General features: G+C 67.0%; 10 protein-coding genes. 4 read left to right on the forward strand and 6 right to left on the reverse strand.

The features are described from left to right. Window positions 1-39: 39 nt before the first annotated feature. Genes ABKA17_RS40710 through ABKA17_RS40720 form a run of 3 tightly spaced genes read left to right on the forward strand, consistent with a single transcriptional unit; the run spans window position 40 to window position 2,628 of the window. Complete coding sequence (locus ABKA17_RS40710; protein ID WP_353697447.1) at window positions 40-1,194, forward strand: acetyl-CoA C-acetyltransferase; 1,155 nt, start codon at window positions 40-42, stop codon at window positions 1,192-1,194. Between the two features lie 4 nt (window positions 1,195-1,198). Beyond that, on the forward strand, window positions 1,199-2,353 hold the full coding sequence (locus tag ABKA17_RS40715) for an acyl-CoA dehydrogenase family protein (RefSeq protein WP_353697448.1): 1,155 nt from the start codon (window positions 1,199-1,201) through the stop codon (window positions 2,351-2,353). 38 nt (window positions 2,354-2,391) lie between these two features. Beyond that, the gene (locus ABKA17_RS40720) at window positions 2,392-2,628 is read left to right on the forward strand and encodes a hypothetical protein (RefSeq protein ID WP_353697449.1); all 237 of its coding nucleotides are present in this window, start codon (window positions 2,392-2,394) and stop codon (window positions 2,626-2,628) included. Window positions 2,629-5,726: 3,098 nt separating this feature from the next. Here ABKA17_RS40720 and cas6e read toward each other — a convergent pair. Genes cas6e through ABKA17_RS40745 form a run of 5 tightly spaced genes read right to left on the reverse strand, consistent with a single transcriptional unit; the run spans window position 5,727 to window position 10,806 of the window. Further along, complete coding sequence (gene cas6e, locus ABKA17_RS40725; protein ID WP_353697450.1) at window positions 5,727-6,485, reverse strand: type I-E CRISPR-associated protein Cas6/Cse3/CasE; 759 nt, start codon at window positions 6,483-6,485, stop codon at window positions 5,727-5,729. Beyond that, entirely contained in the window at window positions 6,482-7,318 is an 837-nt protein-coding gene (gene cas5e / locus ABKA17_RS40730; RefSeq protein WP_353697451.1) for a type I-E CRISPR-associated protein Cas5/CasD, read from the reverse strand. The genes cas6e and cas5e overlap by 4 nt, the downstream gene beginning before the upstream one ends. Beyond that, window positions 7,315-8,700 carry a type I-E CRISPR-associated protein Cas7/Cse4/CasC gene (locus tag ABKA17_RS40735; protein WP_353697452.1) on the reverse strand — a complete coding sequence of 462 codons (1,386 nt, stop codon included), beginning with the start codon at window positions 8,698-8,700 and terminating at the stop codon, window positions 7,315-7,317. Before ABKA17_RS40735 ends, cas5e begins: the two co-directional genes overlap by 4 nt. Then, window positions 8,697-9,254: a type I-E CRISPR-associated protein Cse2/CasB gene (gene casB / locus ABKA17_RS40740; protein WP_353697453.1), complete on the reverse strand. Its 558-nt coding sequence runs from the start codon at window positions 9,252-9,254 to the stop codon at window positions 8,697-8,699. Before casB ends, ABKA17_RS40735 begins: the two co-directional genes overlap by 4 nt. Then, on the reverse strand, window positions 9,247-10,806 hold the full coding sequence (locus ABKA17_RS40745; protein ID WP_353697454.1) for a type I-E CRISPR-associated protein Cse1/CasA: 1,560 nt from the start codon (window positions 10,804-10,806) through the stop codon (window positions 9,247-9,249). Before ABKA17_RS40745 ends, casB begins: the two co-directional genes overlap by 8 nt. 102 nt (window positions 10,807-10,908) lie before the next feature. Between ABKA17_RS40745 and cas3 the strand changes: the two genes are divergently transcribed. Beyond that, entirely contained in the window at window positions 10,909-13,881 is a 2,973-nt protein-coding gene (gene cas3 / locus ABKA17_RS40750; protein WP_353697455.1) for a CRISPR-associated helicase Cas3', read from the forward strand. Window positions 13,882-16,642: 2,761 nt separating this feature from the next. Here the strand turns inward: cas3 and ABKA17_RS40755 are convergent. Next, complete coding sequence (locus ABKA17_RS40755) at window positions 16,643-17,785, reverse strand: acetate/propionate family kinase (protein ID WP_353697456.1); 1,143 nt, start codon at window positions 17,783-17,785, stop codon at window positions 16,643-16,645. Window positions 17,786-17,984: the final 199 nt, after the last annotated feature.

The raw sequence follows: 17,984 nt of genomic DNA on the forward strand, positions 1-17,984 counted from the left end.
CTTCCATCACCCCTTCGCACAGCACACTGGAGGACCGTCATGCCCGAGGCCTACATCGTCGACGCGGTACGCACCCCGGTCGGCAAACGCGGCGGCGGCTTCGCCGGAACGCACCCGGCCGATCTCGCCGCCCACGTCATCCGCTCACTGGTCGCACGCCACGACTTCGACCCCGCCGCCGTCGACGACGTCATTCTCGGCTGCCTCGACCAGATCGGCTCGCAGGCCGGCGACATCGCGCGGACCAGTGCGCTGGCCGCCGGGCTGCCCGAGTCGGTGCCCGGTACGACTATCGACCGGCAGTGCGGCTCGTCCCAGCAGGCGGTCCACTTCGCCGCGCAGGCCGTCATGTCCGGCACGGCCGACCTCATCGTGGCCGGCGGTGTGCAGAAGATGAGCCAGTTCCCCATCCTGTCCGGGTTCACCGCCGGCGAGCCCTACGGGTCGACCGATCCGTGGACCGACTGCAAGGGCTGGCACGCCCGCTACGGCGACCAGGAGATCTCCCAGTTCCGCGGCGCGGAGATGATCGCGGAGAAGTGGGGCGTGGAACGCTCGACCATGGAGGAGTTCGCGCTGGAGAGTCACCGCCGGGCCCTGACAGCCCAGCGAGAGGGCCGGTTCGACGCCGAGATCATTCCGTTCGAAGGGGTCATGGCGGACGAGGGTCCGCGGCCGGACACCACACTGGAGAAGATGGCCGAACTCGCGACACTGACGCCCGGCGGGCGGCTGACCGCCGCGGTGGCCAGCCAGATCTCCGACGCCTCCTCGGCGATGCTGATCGCCTCGGAGGCCGCCGTACGCACGCACTCCCTCACACCCCGGGCCCGCATCCACCACATGTCGGTGCGTGGCTCCGACCCGGTCATGATGCTCACCGCTCCCATCCCTGCCACGGAGCACGCTCTCAAGAAGTCCGGACTCACCATCGACGACATCGATCTCGTCGAGATCAACGAGGCGTTCGCCTCCGTGGTGCTCGCCTGGCAGGCCGACATCGGCGCCGATCCGGCCCGGGTCAACGTCAACGGCGGTGCCATCGCCCTCGGTCACCCGCTCGGGGCCACCGGGACACGGCTGATGACCACCCTGCTCCACGAACTGGAGCGCACCGGCGGCCGCTACGGTCTCCAGACCATGTGCGAAGGCGGCGGTCAGGCCAACGTCACCATCATCGAGAGGCTCGGCTGACCTGATGCGACGGAACCTGTACACAGACGATCACGAGCAATACCGGGAAACCGTCCGCGAGTTCCTCGCGCGTGAGGTCGTCCCCCACCACCAGCGGTGGGAGGCCGACCGGTGGATCGACCGCAAGGTGTTCGCCGCGGCTGCCCAACAGGGTGTCTACGGCCTGCAGATCGGCGAGGAACACGGCGGCTCCGGCGAGCGGGACTACCGCTATCGCATGGTCGTCTGCGAGGAGATCGCCCGCGTCCACGCGCTCTCCTTCGGACTCACCGTCTCCCTCCAGGACGACCTGGTGCTGCACTATCTGCTGGACCTGACCACGGACGACCAGAAGCGGCGCTGGCTGCCGGGCTTCGCCTCCGGCGAGATCATCGGCGCGCTGGCGATGACCGAACCCGGGACCGGCAGCGACCTGCGGGGCATCCGCACCTCGGCCCGCCGCGACGGCGACGACTGGGTCCTGAACGGACAGAAGACCTTCATCACCAGTGGCATCATGGCCGATCTGGTGATCGTCGCCGCGCGTACGGATCCCGAAGGCGGCTCGCGGGGCTTCACTCTCCTGGTGGTCGAGCGGGACATGCCCGGCTTCACCCGCGGCCGCAAACTGGACAAGATCGGACTGCCCGGCCAGGACACGGCCGAACTGTTCTTCGAGGACGTGCGGGTACCGGCCGCCAACATCCTCGGCCCAGTGGGATCGGGCCTCCAGGAGCTCATGAGCCACCTGCCCCGGGAGCGTCTCGGTGTGACGGCCACGGCCATCGCGACCAGCCGGGCGGTCTTCGATCTGACCCGTGCCTACTGCTTCGAGCGCCGGGCTTTCGGCCACCCCATCGGCAACCTCCAGCACATCCGCTTCGAACTCGCCGAGATGGCCACCGAGATCGACGTCGCCGAGGCCTACGTCGACCGCTCGGTACACGCCTACAACGCCGGTGAACTGACCGCCGTGGACGCGGCGAAAGGCAAGTGGTACGTAAGCGAACTGCAGAAGCGGGTCATCGACCGTTGCCTGCAACTGCACGGCGGCTACGGCTACATGACGGAGTATCCGGTCGCCCGTGCGTTCGTCGACACAAGAGTCCAGACGATCTACGGCGGCACCACCGAGATCATGAAGGAGCTCATCGGACGCGATCTGGCATCCAGCGGGTGACGTGGGGGCCCTGGGAGCAACAGGCATCCTCTGCGGCGGTGAACGGCTGGCTCTTCACGGTGACGGGGTTGAGCCAGCTCGTCGTTATCCGCCCGGAGGAGTCGGTCCAGTCGGTCGGTGTCCGCCAGGACGGCGCGGACATCTCAGGCGTAGTCCGACGGGAAGGTGATCACGGACCCTACGTCAGGGTCGTCGAAGTACGCCAGCGCGCAGTTTTAGTCGGCTATCGGTGGTTTGTTGACGGCGGATTCGTCGGGGAGCAGGCCGTGAGGTGAAGGCGTCAACTACGGTCTGGAGAGCCCGAGATGACGAAACGGCTGCCGTGTCCACCCGCGCCCGGTCCGCTGGAAGCGTACGCCGTCCGCTTTGATGATCTCTTCGGGACGCTGGCCCAGCGGAGGGGAATCCGAACGAGACGGACAGTCGAGTGCTCGGCCCTGCAGGGTACGAATAGCTCCTACCCGGTGAAGACGCCCAAAGCGGGGCATCGGTAAAATTCATATACCGCAAAAATGCTATGCGAACGCCCACTAACAGGCTCCGCTACCGGACGCACCATCTCGGCGATCGAGTTCAACCAGAGCGGGTCAGTGAGGAGGCACCCCATACATGCACCTCCGAGCACATCCGGTGCCGAGATGTCCGCCACAGATCGGCATCGAACCGCACTTGCCGCCCGGAGTGCCGAATACGTCGCATGCGCGGTGGACAAGGACGGCAGTACTTGCAGTCCGAATTCGCCCCGGATTCGACCCAGACAGTTTGTTTATCGATAGAATATAGCCTCTGACCTGCGGAAATAGAGAGTGGCAGACGAGTCAGGCTATACGCCGGGTTCAGTCCGAGACTGGCCCCTTTACTGCGCGCCGCGGAGGCCGCGAACCAGGCTCGGCCCGGCGGACGAGACAGCCACCAGCCGTCACCATCAGGCCCTGGCACATCTTCGCTCTCTCTGCGCCAAGATCCGGACCATACACGGACCAACTCCCGCCAGCGCTCAAGAAACTCCGCATTCGCGCAGGTCAGCACCATAGGAACGATGTACCACCAGCAGACGAAGAACGTTCTAGTTTCATACAGTCCAAAGAAACTTGGGTTCTTCTAGAGTCTGAAGTCGGTTGCCTGGAAGCGTCGTTGCGCTCCAGGCAACCCAATACGGTGACCACCTTACGCGATCAACAAGTCACTTCGCGTCACAGTTCGAGCTCCGACTGAACTGGCCCCGGATCAGTCACGGGCCATACGGCACCCCCGTGGCATGTCCTCCCGAGGATCGTGATTCGTCGTCCACCGGCGACGGCTACAAGGATTCGCTCGGCCTGGGAGCATCCCCGCATGCGCGGGGCCGACGAGAACCTCGTGGAGTCGTGGATGACGCCCAGGGAGCTATCCGCGTGCGCGGGGGCTGACCTGGAGGACGCAGAACATGATCCCGTGCCAGGGGGTATCCCCGCATACACGAGGCCGACCCGAACTCCGCGAGACACCAGGGTGTGGCGACGGAGCTATCCCCGCGTGCGTGGGGTCGATTCCAGGTGCCATCCGGACACCCCGGCACGTAGGAGCTATCCCCAAATAGGCGGGGCCAACTTGCCGTTGCCGCCCCGCCGGTAGGCCTTGCCGGGGCTATCCCCGCGTGCACAGGGCCGACGGCGGGCTGGTCTTCCTCTACATGCGAGCGCCTGAGCTATCCCCACGTGCGCGGGGCCGACTCGGCACGGAAGGTGATCAGGCCCTTCTCGTAGGAGTTATCCCCGTGCACGCCGGGCCAACTCCGGAACTCGGTCCAAGTGGTAGACCGAGTTAGAGCTGTCCCCGCGCGCCGGGCCAACGGCAGCCCGACCGGCGGTACTTACACGCTGACGGAGCTATCCCCGCGTCCGCGGGGCCGACGACAGCGTGTTCACCGCTGCCCAGTTCAACACGGAGGTATCCCCAGCGCGGGGCCGACGGCGGGCACCGGCACTCGTACTGCTCGCCGTAGGAGCTATCCCCCGCTTGCACGGGGCTGACTACGTTTCCGTGTACGCAGTGTTCACGTAGGTGGGGCTATACCCACGTGTGCTGGGCCGACTTCTTCAAGTTCATTCTGCACGTATCCGTGCAGGAGCTATCCCCGCGTACACGGGGCCAACCTCACCGCCTACAGCGAGGTCCCAAACGAGCTGGAGCAATCCCCGCACGCGCGGGACCGACATAGCTTAGACGCCCTCCAGCGTGAGGTTGGTGGAGCCATCCCCTCGTCAGCGGGGCTGACCGGTCCAGAAAGTAGGCCGTCAGGTCGGACTCGGGTCTATCCCAGTGTGCGCAGGGCCGACATCGTGACGTTGTCGAGGACGACGTTTTGCACGGAGCTATCCCCGCGTGCGCGGGGCTGACCGCCTGCGCCGCCTCGTCCAGACAGGAGGGTCGGAGCCATCCTCGCGTGCGTGGGGCCGACCCGGTGTAACCGTCGCGGCAGATCCGCACCGTGGAGCTATCCCCGCGCGCGGGACCGATACTGGGGTGCCGCCGCCCGCGTACCCGTTGTATGAGCTATCCCCACGTGCGCGGGGCCGACTAGTAGATCCCGGACTGTGTCTCCTCGGCGATGGAGCCATCCCCGCATGCGGGGCCGACAGGCGGGTCAAACTCGTCCCGTTCGAGGCCACCGTGCTATCCCCGCATGCGCGTGGCCCACGCGAGGGTGCCAGCCGTGTAGCGCACACCTGCAGAGCTATCCCCCCGTGCACGGAGCCGACTCTGTCACCGTTCCGGTCGTGAGCGGCACGCCCGAGCTATCCCCGCGTGCGCGGGGCCGAGATTGCCAAGACGCTGACGCCGTTCTACGTCCAGGAACTCTTCTTGCGTGCCTGGCGCCGACAGCTCGTCGAGGCCGAGGTCGGCGCCATTCCCGCGCGGGGCTGACTCCGGCGCCCCATCCCGCCGACACACGAGCGCGGAGCTATCCCGATGTAGAAGGGGCCGACCCCGTACGGCGCAGCCGGTGTTCGCGTCCGTGGAGCTATCCCCACACACGGGGCCGATTGCGCCACCGGCTACCTCGACGAAGCGGCCATGGCGCTATCCACGGCGTGGGTGGGCCGACCCGCCGTTGATGGTCGGGGACGTCAGGGTCTTGGAGCTATACCCGCGTGCGCGGGGCTGACGAGGTGAACATCGCGCGCGAGCTGCTGCCGGTGGAGCTATCCCCGCATGTGCGGGGCTGACTTCGACCGGCCGTTTCGCATGACGAAGTAGTCGGAGCCATCCCCGCGGGCAGGGGGCTGACGACCTCAAGAAGTTCGCTGTCGACCGAGTCATGGAGCTATCCCCGCGTGCGCGGGGCTGACCCCTTCCTGAGGTGGCACGTTCGCGGCGATCATGTGCGATTTCATGCACTTGCGTCGAGCCGTAGTGTGCCTGCGTGAACTTCGGATTGTTCCTGGGCGGGTCTGGTCAGGATGAGGCCACAGGAGTAGGCGCGGGCGCGGCCGAAGCCGGTAGTGATGGTCTTGGTGAACGTGGCCGGGTCGGTGACGGTGAGGGTGCCGCGGATTTCGGCACGGGTGATTTTCAGTCCTTTGTGGTGGTCGGTGCTGACCGGTGGCAGCATCCGGATGGCGAGGGTGGTCCCGTCAGCATCGGCACCGATGCGGGGGATGCCGTTTGGTGCGGTCTCGGGTGCTCCGGCGGGTTGGAGGCGGTCCTCGAACCAGGTGCGCACGTGTGCGGGTAGGGAGTGCGGGAGCCGCTTGATGACCGTTTGGCCCTTCTGTTTGAGGTCCTTCCGAGTCTTGGTCGGGGAGACCACGGTGCGGAACGTGAATCGGTCCCCGGTGCTGATGTGCTCGTCGACGGTACGGATGTCGATTGGGGCGCAGAGGGCGGTGCGCGGGATGGCAGTCCAGTCGGGGCGTACGCGTGACTGAACGATGATCAGCAGGGTTTGCGTCGCCAAGTTGGAGGACCAGGTGGACAGAACACCGACCTGGGCGCGGGGGGCGTTGGCGCCGTCCGGGACCCAGCCGGTGAAGCCGCCCATCACGATGCGATGCATATGGTGGGCGTCCATGAGGGCGGGCGCGGCATAGGTGTGGTTGAGGTCGAGTTGGATGATGCTCTGGCAGGTGATCAGTCGGGAGGTGCTCACGGGATGATGTCCCATCCGATGGTCGGCTCGGGGCTGATGCGGGTGCGAGTCTCCCACCGTGCCGTGTGGGTGCGGTGTTCGGGGTGGTAGGTGACGGGCTGGTCTGTTCTCTGTGCGGCGCCGGGGGTGCCGGGGGTGGCTTCGATCCAGGCCCATGGCCGTGGGCTGGAGGCGTTGGGCAGGAGCGCGGTCGTGGTGAGAATCGTCTCGGCGGTTCCTGGATGTACTCCGCGGGAGATGGTGCCGCTCGGGGGGCAGGACTTGCGGCCGAGCCAGAGGAGGCGTTGGGGGTGCTCCACGGCGTGGCCGATGCGGTGCAGGAGGTCCTGGTCCGGGTGTTCGACAGCTGCGACGAATGCGGCGTCTGCCAGGTACCAGCGGGTCGTCATCATGGCGTCGCGCGTGGTGTTGCCTGCCAGGAGAACGCCTGTCTTCGAGTCCGGGGCGATTTCTTTCGGGGCGCCGTACCACTTGGTGACGGAGCGGGCGGCGAGTTGTCCGAACACGGGACCGGTGCTGGTTTCGAGAGCGGCCGCGGCCTTCTCGGCCCGGCGGTGGTCGGTGATCAAGTCGCGGGGGCGTAGCGGGTAAGTGCCGCTCCCGACGATGTGGAAGTCTCGGACGGCGGTGCCGGGCCGGTCGGCCCTTACAGCGAAGCGCAGGTCGGTTAGCGCGCCGAGGTCGTCCGCTCGGTCCAGGCCGAGGGCGGCGGCGATGAGTCCGGTCACGCCGGACTTCGTCGGCCGGTTGAGGGTGTCGCGACGGTCGAACCGGGCCAGGGCTCCCCACGACTGGAGAGGGCCGGCTAGGCGTAGCAGAAGCACGGAGGTCACCTGCTGGTCAGCTCCTCGATACTGTTGGCTTCCACTCCGGGCAGGGTGCCGGCGGCCGTACGGGAGTCGATGAGTTCCTGTACGTCGAGGTCGTAGGTGAGCACTCGGGCAGGTGAGATGTCCGTGCGCTTTCGCAGAACGAGGGCATGCTGGTTGAGGAGGCGGTCGGCAGCTGCAAGGGATGCCACGCCATCGGTCTCTTCGGCGATCGGCTTCTCGAAAATCCCGGCGTAGTTGAAGGGCCGGGCCCCGGTGAAGGCCACGACTAGCTTGGGCAGGATGCCGGTCGCAGCCGTGGTGTTTTTCTTGGCCTGGGGGATGGCGTTGGTGAACGCCTCGACGAATTCGAGTTCGGCGCCGTCGGCGGCGGCCTGTACCTGGTCAGGCTTCATGCCGGAGGCGAGCAGGTTGATCCGCAGCTTGTAGCGGTCGAGGACCGCATGGCGGTAAAAGGTGCCGGAAATGAGCGACTGGTAGCCGGTCATGCCTGCGCCGGAGTCGTCGGCGGCATCGATGTAGTCCAGGGCGTGGGCTTTGCGGTGGAGCTTGGCGTCGTCGGCGGCGGCGTAGAAGTCATCGATGTGTTCGGCGGCATGGACGGTGAAAGCGTGGGCTGTCTGGATGGCGCCGTCCACGTTGGGCGAGTCGGCGATCTCGGCGAGGAACCGGCCGTACAGCGCAATGTCGATGGCGTCGCGGGGAGCGAGCGCCGACAGGATCGCCTCGCGGATCTTGCGGGGTACGACCGGAAGCTGCTCGTCGTTTGCGGACGGGTCGTCGTCGACTGCTGGGGCGGGGACGTCTGTACCGTTCTTCTTCGCCTTTCTGGCGGCTGCGGCCGCGGCTTTCTTCGCGGCCTCGGTGGCGGCCGCTGCTTCCTTGGCCCTGAGGTAGTCGCTGGTCCAAGGAGTCACTTCGGCACGGTGCTCCTGGACCCAGTCGGCGATGGCCTGCCCGGCGTCCTCGGGTGCGAACAGGAGCACCTGGGTCAGGTCGCGAGTGGTGGATCTGGAACCGAACTTAAGACCGACGCCTCCAAGGAGGGCCTTGGCGGTGGCCAGCGCGTCGGCCCGCTCCCATCCATACCGGTCGACGAGCGCCTTGGCGGTGAGTTTGGCCCATTCGCGCGTGCGGATGCCCATGGTGTACCCGGCGAGTGGGCCCTGGCCTGCATTGGCGCGCTCGCGGCTGTGGGTGCGCTCGGCACGTCGCCGTGCTTGGGCAGTGATCATCGTGCGAGGGTCGCCGCCGAAGACGAACTGCTTGGGCATGCCGTTCTCGTCGCGTACGGGAAGCGCCGCGGTGAATGTCTCCAGCAGGTGCAGGGAGAGGTACTGATCACCGATGAGAAGCTCCGCAGCCGGGGAGGTCAGGGCGGTCACGTGGTTGTCCTCTTCGTGTAGGTGGGGGTGTAGAAGGAGGCACCCCAGGTATCGGCGACGGACCTGTCTCGACTCTTCAACCGCTCGCGGCTCTTCCAGCGGGCCAGGTCCTCGGGGAGCTGGGCCCAGGACGGCGGGGCGGTATCGCAGGCGCGGGCCCGTTCGATGGCGTGCTGCAGGTGCCGCCAGGGGATCTCGCGGGATGCGGTGATCCGGTCCAGCAGCCGTTTGGCCCCGGGGTCGGCGGGGCCGCGGCCGGCGCCACTGCCGATCTTCCGCATGGCTGTGCCCAAGTCGCCGTATCCGTAGTGCGGGCGGAGGGCACCGGCGTGGTAGCGGGCGAAGAGGAACGCGGTGAATTGGTAGACCTGCTGCTGTTCTTCGGACAGGGCAAACGCCGCGGCAAGGTGGTGGGCCTCGGTGCGGCGGGGCGGGTTGGGTCTGCGCAGGGCGGCGAGAGCTCCGAGATTGTGTGTGCGGACCAGGCCACACAGCCAATCCGAGAGCTGGGTGCCGGGTGGCTTTGTGCCGGCGGTCGGGGCGAGGTCAGGCATCTGCGGGTTCCTTCAACTGGACAGGCGCTTTGCTGTGGCCGAGGAGGGCGCGGAGCCGGGCGCGCGCGGTGACGCGGGCCTGCAGTCCGGTGCCTCCTGGGGGCAGGCTGGTCAGGCGTCCGTCGAGGGACGTGATGGCCAGGGCGCGGATGTCGCAGCCGAAAGTGGCCAGGGCCTCGATAGCGGCGCCGGTTTCGGCAACCTGGTCCAGCAGGTGGTGGAACAGGTCGGCGGCACCGGCCCACATCTCAGGTTCGCCGTTGAAGCGGGTGAGTTGGGCAGCCTTGTCGTCCGGCTTGGGGTTGGGGTAGGCGATCTCGCGTGTGGCAGCGGCCACCAGATAGAGGACGCGCGCGGTGTACTCGCAGATCGCCGAGCCCTGCTCGGCGGCGTGACGCAGCTGGGTCTCCCGGCCGGGCACGTACGGGAACTCATCACACACCCACGTAATCAGCTTGCCCTGGGTGGCGAGCAGACCGATGGCCCACAGGTGGACCCGGCGACCGTGCAGCATTGCGATCCGGCCGTACAGATCGGTGCCCTTGTCTCGCTCGGCAACGGCCGCGTACAGAGCGTGGGATTCCCGCCATAGCTCCCGCGTGGGGGACGGCTTGAGCAGGTTCTTCTTCTCGCCAGGGGTATCGAAGGTGACGGCGTCCTGCAGGTACGTGGCGGGCAGCTCGGCAAGGGTTTCACCGGCACCGATGAGGACCCGGTCGACGCCGACGCTCCCGTCGGGAAGGACAGTTGGGCGCAGCGCGATCGAGCGGCCGAGCACGGTATGGAGATCGGCCGGGCCTTGTGGGGTGCGGGTTTGCTGTGGTCCCGGCCGTGTGAAGTCTCGTCGCGAGGACTCGTCCTGGTTCCACGTCAGGTTCAGCGGCCCGGGTTCGTCCGGCCACGGGGCGGTGTTGACGCGCAGTAGATCACCGAGGGTGGCTCCTGGCCAGGCCGGGCGGGCGATGACCTTCAGGCGGGTGGCCAGCCGGTTGGTGCCGAGATTGGTGAAGGTCCCCGGCAGCCCCATGTCCTTGGCCTTGATCCTGCCGCGCATCCCGATCCCGTACACGTGCTGGGTGAGCAGCGCACGCCATGCGGCATCCGCCGGTACGGGCTCCGGGTGGTGGAGATGGTGAAGGTTGAAGAACTGGTTGTAATCCCCGACCCGTTCCAGGAAGAGCTGAGCGGGCCCGACACCGTAGGCGTCGAGGTGAGGGCGGAGGACAGGGTTCTGGCCGAGGGGCCACTCGGGATCGAAGAGGTCCCAGCACCCGGAGTGACTTGCGATCCAGTCGGCCACCTCGTCCAAGGGCGTGCGACCGGTGACCCACGACAGCCACTCGTCGGAGGTCTCGGGATGCTGATCCGCCGCGTAGATCAGGCCGATCAGCCAGTCGATCAGCGCGGCCGTTTCACCCGGGGTGTCACCGCAGACAGCGGCCAGTTCGTCGGCCCGGCGGAACACATCGACCAGGTTCACCTTGACTCGCCGCAGGTCAGGGCCGGTTGTCAGTACCGGGATGCATGCTTGGCCTCGCGGTTCCCACTGCATCGTGCTTCCACCTCCTTCCAGGCGGAGTTGAACTTCAAAAAGAACGTGCTCTGTTAGCAGAACCGTTGAGGATGGGGACGATAGCACCATACGGAGAGGGATATGACGACTAGTCATAATTGGTCAGTACGACGGCACTTCTACATCTGGGCCAAGACGGACCGGTACAAAATCAGTCGTCGCGGGGGCGGCCCGGCATGGAATCCGCTGCTCGCTCACGCTCTCGACACAGCCGCCTGCGTCGCTCAGCTGTGGGACCGCTATCTCCCCCTCACCGCATGGGCCCGGCTCGCCGACGCCTTCGGCGGCGGCCGTGAGGACACGGCGCGCCGAGTGGTGATGTTCCTGGCCGCCCTGCACGACCTCGGCAAGGGCTCCGGGTGCTTCCTACATATGTTCGGCACCAGCCGCTGGGACGGCCCCTATCTGCGGCAGGCCCGTACCGAATGGGAGCGTCAGGCCCGCGCCGCCGGTCTTCCCCTCGGAAAGGATCTCGACACCCAGCCCGGCGCGCGACATGAGCACATCACCGCCGTACACCTGCCGCGTCTCCTCGGTTGCACCTGCCAGGACTGCGGCGGGACCGGCTCGCCGTCAACCGGACTCCACACCGCCGCTGCCCTCCTCGGCGGACACCACGGAGACATCCCCAGCCCCGACACCATCGGCCGCGCGGCCATGGCGGCCGACATCACCGACTGGCTACCGATCTACTCAGAACTCATCCAGGACGCGGCCGACCTGATCGGAGTCGATCTCACCACCCTCCCCCAGCTGGTGACGCCCGAACGCCCCAGCACACTGGTGCTGTTCGCCGGGCTGGTGATCCTCGCCGACTGGATCGCCTCCGACGAATCCCACTTCACCTACCGCACCCTCACCACCAGCCCGCCCCAGTGGTGGCACGCCTCCGGTATGCAGGCCCGCCCCGCGGTCACGCGACTACGGCTGGACGCCTGGCAACCCGAGCCCGCCGCCGACTGGACCGACCTGTTCCCCGACACCACACCGCGCCCCTTCCAGTCCGCCGCCATGGCCGCCCTGCCCGCCACCGGTTCCGCGCTCGTCATCGTCGAATCCGACACCGGATCGGGAAAGACCCGTCTCGCTCTGTGGTGCGCCCACCACCTCGCCGTCACCTGCGGATACCAGGGCCTGTACATGGCCATGCCGACCCGGGCCGCCGCCAACCAAACGGCCCGCGAGATCGCCACCTTCATGGACCGGGCCCTCGGCGAGCAGAACACGGCCAACCTCGCCGTCGTCCACGCCACGGCGGAAGCCACCGACTTCGTCCACCAACTCCTCGATGCCGGGCGCACCCGAACGCAGGCGGCACTCGAAGGACTCGAAGACTTCATCTCCACTCCCTTGCCCGACGACCCCCTACAGCGCCGGGCCGTCCTCAGCCCCTGGTACCTGCGCCGCTGCATGGGCCTGATCGCCCCCTTCGCGATCGGCACCGTCGACCAAGTGGCCCTCGCGGCCCAGCCCAGCCATCACTGGATGCTGCGCATGTTCGGCCTCGCCGCCAAGACACTCATCATCGACGAGGCCCACGCATACGAGCTCTTCCAGCAAGGACTCCTCGAAGCCGCCATCGCCTGGCTCGCCGACGCCGGCGCCTCCGTCGTCGTCCTCTCCGCGACCCTCCCCGCCACCGTACGCAACGCCCTCGTCCGGGCGTGGTGCGATGGCCACCGCGTCCCCGTGACGCACACGGACCAGACCGGGCCCATCACCGTCGTTGACCAACACGGCACCATCACCCGCACCGGCCGAACTAACAACGCCGACCGAAGCAGCCAAAGCAACCGGACCGCCCCCGCGGAGCTGCACACTCTCATCGATTTCCAGCCCGATCCCGGCAGCGCCGCCCTCGCCGCACAACTCATGGATGAGGCCGCAAAGGGCGGAGTCAGCCTCGTCATCCGCAACCGCGTGGCCACAGCAGTCGACTTGTACAGAGCCGCCACACACTGCGCCCAGACGCGCGGATGGTCACCGAGAAAGATCGTGCTCCTGCATGGCCAGAACCTGCCCCGCTACCGACTACCCGGTGAAGACCTACTGACCAGACGCCTCGGCCCGGGCAGGGACAACACCCACCGCAACCCCGAGCGGCCACACCGCCTTCTGGTCATCGCCACGCAAGTTGCTGAGCAGTCCCTCGACATCGACTTCGACCGGATCTACACCGACCTCGCGCCAATTGACGTCCTCATCCAACGTCGCGGCCGCGTCCACCGGCACCAAGTCAACGACTCCTCACGGCCCGAAGCATTCCGCAGGCCCCGCATGACGATCCTCACCCGGCCCGGCGCCGACGAACTCCCCATGGTCGAACCCCCGAACCCAGGCGAAGCACAGTCTCAGGGCAACCCTGACGGCCACGTGTATCCCCCTTACCTCTTGGCCGCCACCTGGTACGCCCTCATCCAACGCGCCCGCAAAGACAGCACCGTGCATCTCATCACGCCCGCAGACACCACCCCATTGATCGAAGAGGTCTACGGCCCAAAACCCACCGCCGTCGGCGCCCTCGGCGAGCTTCTCGACCGCACGTCACGCCGCCTGGAAAGCGACCACGGCAACGAGGAAGGCCAGTCCCTGAGTCGTGCGTTCCGCCCCTTCACCCGCCGCGGCAGATCAATTCCCGTGACCGACCTCGCATCCGGCAAAAGCCACGGTTCCGGCGACAGCGACGGCATCGCCGGCATCCGCGCCATCTCCCGCCTTAGTGAGCCTTCAATCGACGCCATCCTCCTGTACAAGCAGCCAAACGGCATCCTCAGTTACGACCCGTCCGGGCAGCGACTCGCTGACCTCTCCCGTCATGGCACCGGCTCCCCGGCCCGCCACCGACAACAAAAAGACCTCCTCCTCAATACCGCGTCCCTGCCCGCACACTGGTTCACCGGAATCAATGCCCTCCCTCTGCCCGAAACCTGGCCGATCGTCCCCCGCCCGGCCCTGCGAAACCGCTACGTCGGCCTGCTGAACCCCAGCACCGGGGCTTGCATCAGTGGCCCCACCGGTATCACTTGTGATCCCGTCACCGGCTTGACCAGGTGAACTAGGCAACGCATTCAGCCAGCCGACCACAACAGCTAAGGTGCTGCCTAGCCCCATTCGGGCATAGGTCAAGAGCGCGTCCATTCTGACCTTTGGCCCCGCGCAAGCGGGGATAGCTCCGGCAATCCCAGCTGGGACTGCAGCGGATTCATGCCGACCCCGCGCACGCGGGGATAGCCCCCATCTCTGGCCGCACATCAGGAAGACGGTTGCGTCGGCTCCTCGCTCGGGGATAGCTCCACGATTGTGTATGGGCGGGGTGGAGGGAGCAGTCGGTCCCTGGCACGCGGGGATAGCTCCTACCTGGAAACGTGGGTGCAGCCCGACTCGGCGTCGGCCCCGCGCATGTGGGGATAGCTCCTACGTGACCTACGGCGGCGTAACCTTCGGACTGTCGGCCCTGCGCAGGCGGGGATAGCTCTATCGCTGGCCTCCTCGCAGCGTTGCTTTTCCGGTCGGCCCCGCGTACGCGGGATAGCTCCGGGACCGTCGACCTGTTCGAGTGACTGTACGAGTTGGCCCCGCCCACGGGGAAAGCTCCATCGAACACACTATGGTCCTGAAGGTCGGCACGTTGGCCCTGCGCATGCGGGGATATCTCCCAGACCGAGTGACTGATCGACGACGAACTCGAGTTGGCCCTGCGTACGCGAAGATAGCTCGGGGTTGGTGTACCCGAAGTCGACGGTGATCCAGTTGGCCCCGAGTATGCGGGGATAGCTCCTACGGCACGCTGAACCCGTTCGCCGCCCTGCTGTTGGCCCCGCGCAAGCGGGGATAGCTCGATGGTCGCCTGGACGTACTCCAGGCCCGGGTTGTCGGCCCCGCGCACGCGGGGATCGCTCAAGGTGCGAGACAGGCTGGGCCGCCATGGCGAGGTCGCCCCCGCGCATGCAGGGATAGATCCGGGACGGGGCGGCCCGAGCCGGTATTCACGACATTGGCCCTGCGGCGGCGGGGATAGCTCCGTCAGTGTGAACGTGCCGCCGTCGGGCTACCGTGGGCCCCGCGTACCGGGGATAGCTCCTGCACCGTGTTCAGGGCCGTGGGCGCTTGAGAGTCGGCCCTGAACACGCAGGGATGGCTCCTACTTCGCGATCACCCTCGTTGGGTACGCGCCGTCGGTCCCGCGCACGCGGAGAAAGCTCCCCAGCCACGGTCAACCTGCAGGCCGCTGAGCTGCCGGCCCCGCGCAGGCGGGGATAGCTCCTACGCGCTGTGTACCATCGCGTCGACGCAGCGGTCGGCTCTGCGCTTTCGGAGATAGCTCCACCCAGCCCTTCCAGAAGGACTCGACGCGGTGGTCGGCCCCGCACGAGCGAGGATAGCTCCTGGTCGGCGGGCTTTGGATCCCGGATCCAAACGTCGGCCCCCCGCACGCGGGAATAGCTCCACGAACGACAACAGGTCGACCGAGGGCGACGGATCGGCTCGGGGCACACAGCGATAGCTCCGGCATCCACATCTGGGACGGCACGGACGTCGCATCGGCTCCGCGCGGGCTGGGCTTGTCCCCGTCCCTCCGCGCCAAAGGACGAGCACCTCGTACGGAACGGGGTGAACGTCCACAGTCGTCTCCGCGCACCCCGAGTGTCCCTTCGTACCGTGTCCTGTACGGGCCGTTTCTCGCCGCCCCGAGGTCGGCGGCTACGCCGTGATGTATGGGGCGCCCAGCACCCTGATCATCGTGCGCCACCGTCTCCCGACACCCAGGGGTCACCAGGCGACACCACTTCCGGATCTCGCGTCCAGCCAGCGTCCAGAATTCGACGTCCAGACCCTCGCACAGCCCACCGACGACGCCATTCTCCAGTCGTGGGCGGATACGTCTGCGCAGGTCAACCGTGACCTCAACTAACGCTGATGGCAACGGAGTCGAACTCACGAGCAGCGGATTCAGCCCCGTGGACCAACGCCCTGAATCCACACCCCAGATGAGACGTTTCCGCAGATCACAGGAGGGCACAGGTGGGGCGGGTGGGACTCGACCCCACGGCCGACGGATTATGAGTCCTTTGGGGATCTTGGCGGTCCTTGCCGATCAACGCTCATTCTTGACGTTTTCACAGCTCAGATGCGGTTATCCGTGTTTGGGCTAGTCAGCCCTTGTCAGTCTGTTCCTGTCCTTGCGGCCTCAACTTGGCCTCAATGAGGCCCGACAGGGTCGCGCCGAAGGCATAGAGGACGATCGCGCCAGCTCAAAAACGGGAATCGAACCCGCGCGCAGCGGATTCCGCTTCCAACGCGCAGAGGCTCCGCCCCGGGCGCCGGGGCGGAGCCTCTATGGCAGTGACCATAGGTCAAACGGCAACGCCGAGCCTAGCCGAGTTCCATTGCGGCCAACCGTTAGGCCGCCCGCTTCAGTCCTTGAAGGCCAGACAGAGGAAGGCGTGCGCCGATCACCTCAAGGCGTTGCTGAGTGCGCATGTGGCTGGCGATGACATCGGGACCTTCAGCAGGACTGCGGGGCGCGGATCACGGGCGGTACGCGCCCGAACGATGTCGACTGCGAACTGAAGCCTCGTGTGACCAGCACCGGGATGCCGAGGGCGGCGAGCCAGTCGGTGGCGCAGGGCGCCCCAAGGGCGTTCGAAGGGGAGGTACGGAGCTCTGCTGACGGGCCAGTGGCCCTAAAGCCCCGTGACCGGACGGGGGATGACATACAGGACCAGACGTCTCCACTTCCCCGCGTGTTGTCCTGGCACAGGAGGCCGGTTCTTTGCGCGGGCCAGGCAGATGTGCCGGCAGTTGTCTTGGCCAGTCACATGCCGAGCACACGTCGCGTCTCGGCGGCGATCTGCTGTGTCTCGCCGGTTGCGACCACGAGGACCGGGACACCGCTCCCCACCTGATCGATGCGTCGGAGGCCTTCCCGCATCAAATCTTCCAGTTCGGGGACGAGTAGCCCGCCTCGTATACCGAGAACAGTCATGCCCGAGCAGATCTCTTCGCGTACCTCGGGTTGGTCTTCGCCGATCTCCCCGGTGAAGACCAGCGCGTCCAGCCGGTCCAGCGAAGCGGCCATCGAGGCGATGCCCCTGCGGCAGCTGAGTGTGAACGTCGCCAGCGCCAACGCGGCCGCGGCATCACCCTCCGCGCGGGCACGCACCAGGTCCCGGGTGTCTCCCGATGTACCGGAGAGGCCGAGCAGACCGGAATGCCGGTGGAGTGCGGCATCCAATTCGTCCGCGCTCAGACCGTGCCGCCGCTGCAGCCACAGCAGGGCGCCGGGGTCGAGGCTGCCGCTGCGCCGGCTCATCACCAGGCCTTCCAGCGGCGTAAGGCCCATGGTGGTGTCCACGCTGCGTCCGTTCCGGACGGCGCAGGCCGAGCAGCCGCCGCCCAGGTGCACCAGCACGACCTGCAAGTTGCCGACGGGTCGGTCCAGGGCCTGCGCCGTCCTCTGCAGTGCCCACGCGTAGGAAAGCCCGTGGAAGCCGTACCGGCGCAGCCCGTATTCGGCTCGCCATCTCTCCGGCACGGCGTACGTGCGCGCCTCTGCTGGCAGGTCCTTGTGAAAGACAGTGTCGAAGCAGGCGACATGAGGAACGTCAGGCAGGAGTTCTCGTGCGGCATCAACGACAGGCAGGGCAGGGGTCACGTGCAGCGGTGCGAGGTCGGCGACATCCGCCAGCAGAGCCCGTACGCGTGCGTCGATCAGCGTATGTCGGGGCAGGTGCGGGCCGCTGTGGACGATTCGGTGACCGACCGACGCAGGAGCGGGCGCTTCCCTGAGGAAGTTCCGCAGTTCAACCACCGAAGCAGGCCCCGGGGACTCCGAGGCGTCTCGAGCCGCCACCATTTCACCGTCCGCCGCGAACAGAGCGATGTGCAGGCTCGAAGAGCCGGCTGCGAGGACCAGTACATGACCACCAGAGCTCTCGTGGGAGCGGTCGGCACTCATCGCACACCTCCAGTGCTCACGTCCTCCGGCCCGCTGCGCCCGCCACTCAGCAACGGGCCCGGCACGGGCCCCGCCATCCCTTCACGCCGCTGCGGCAAGGCCGCAGGTTCCTGCGGTTCGTATCGCGTCGGGCTGCCTCATAACGCCTGTCCTGCCGCCGGTAGGCCTCGGTGATGTCGCGCATCGCCGCTTCCTCAGG

The sequence above is a fragment of the Streptomyces sp. RG80 genome, from assembly GCF_040446465.1.
GTDB lineage: Bacteria > Actinomycetota > Actinomycetes > Streptomycetales > Streptomycetaceae > Streptomyces.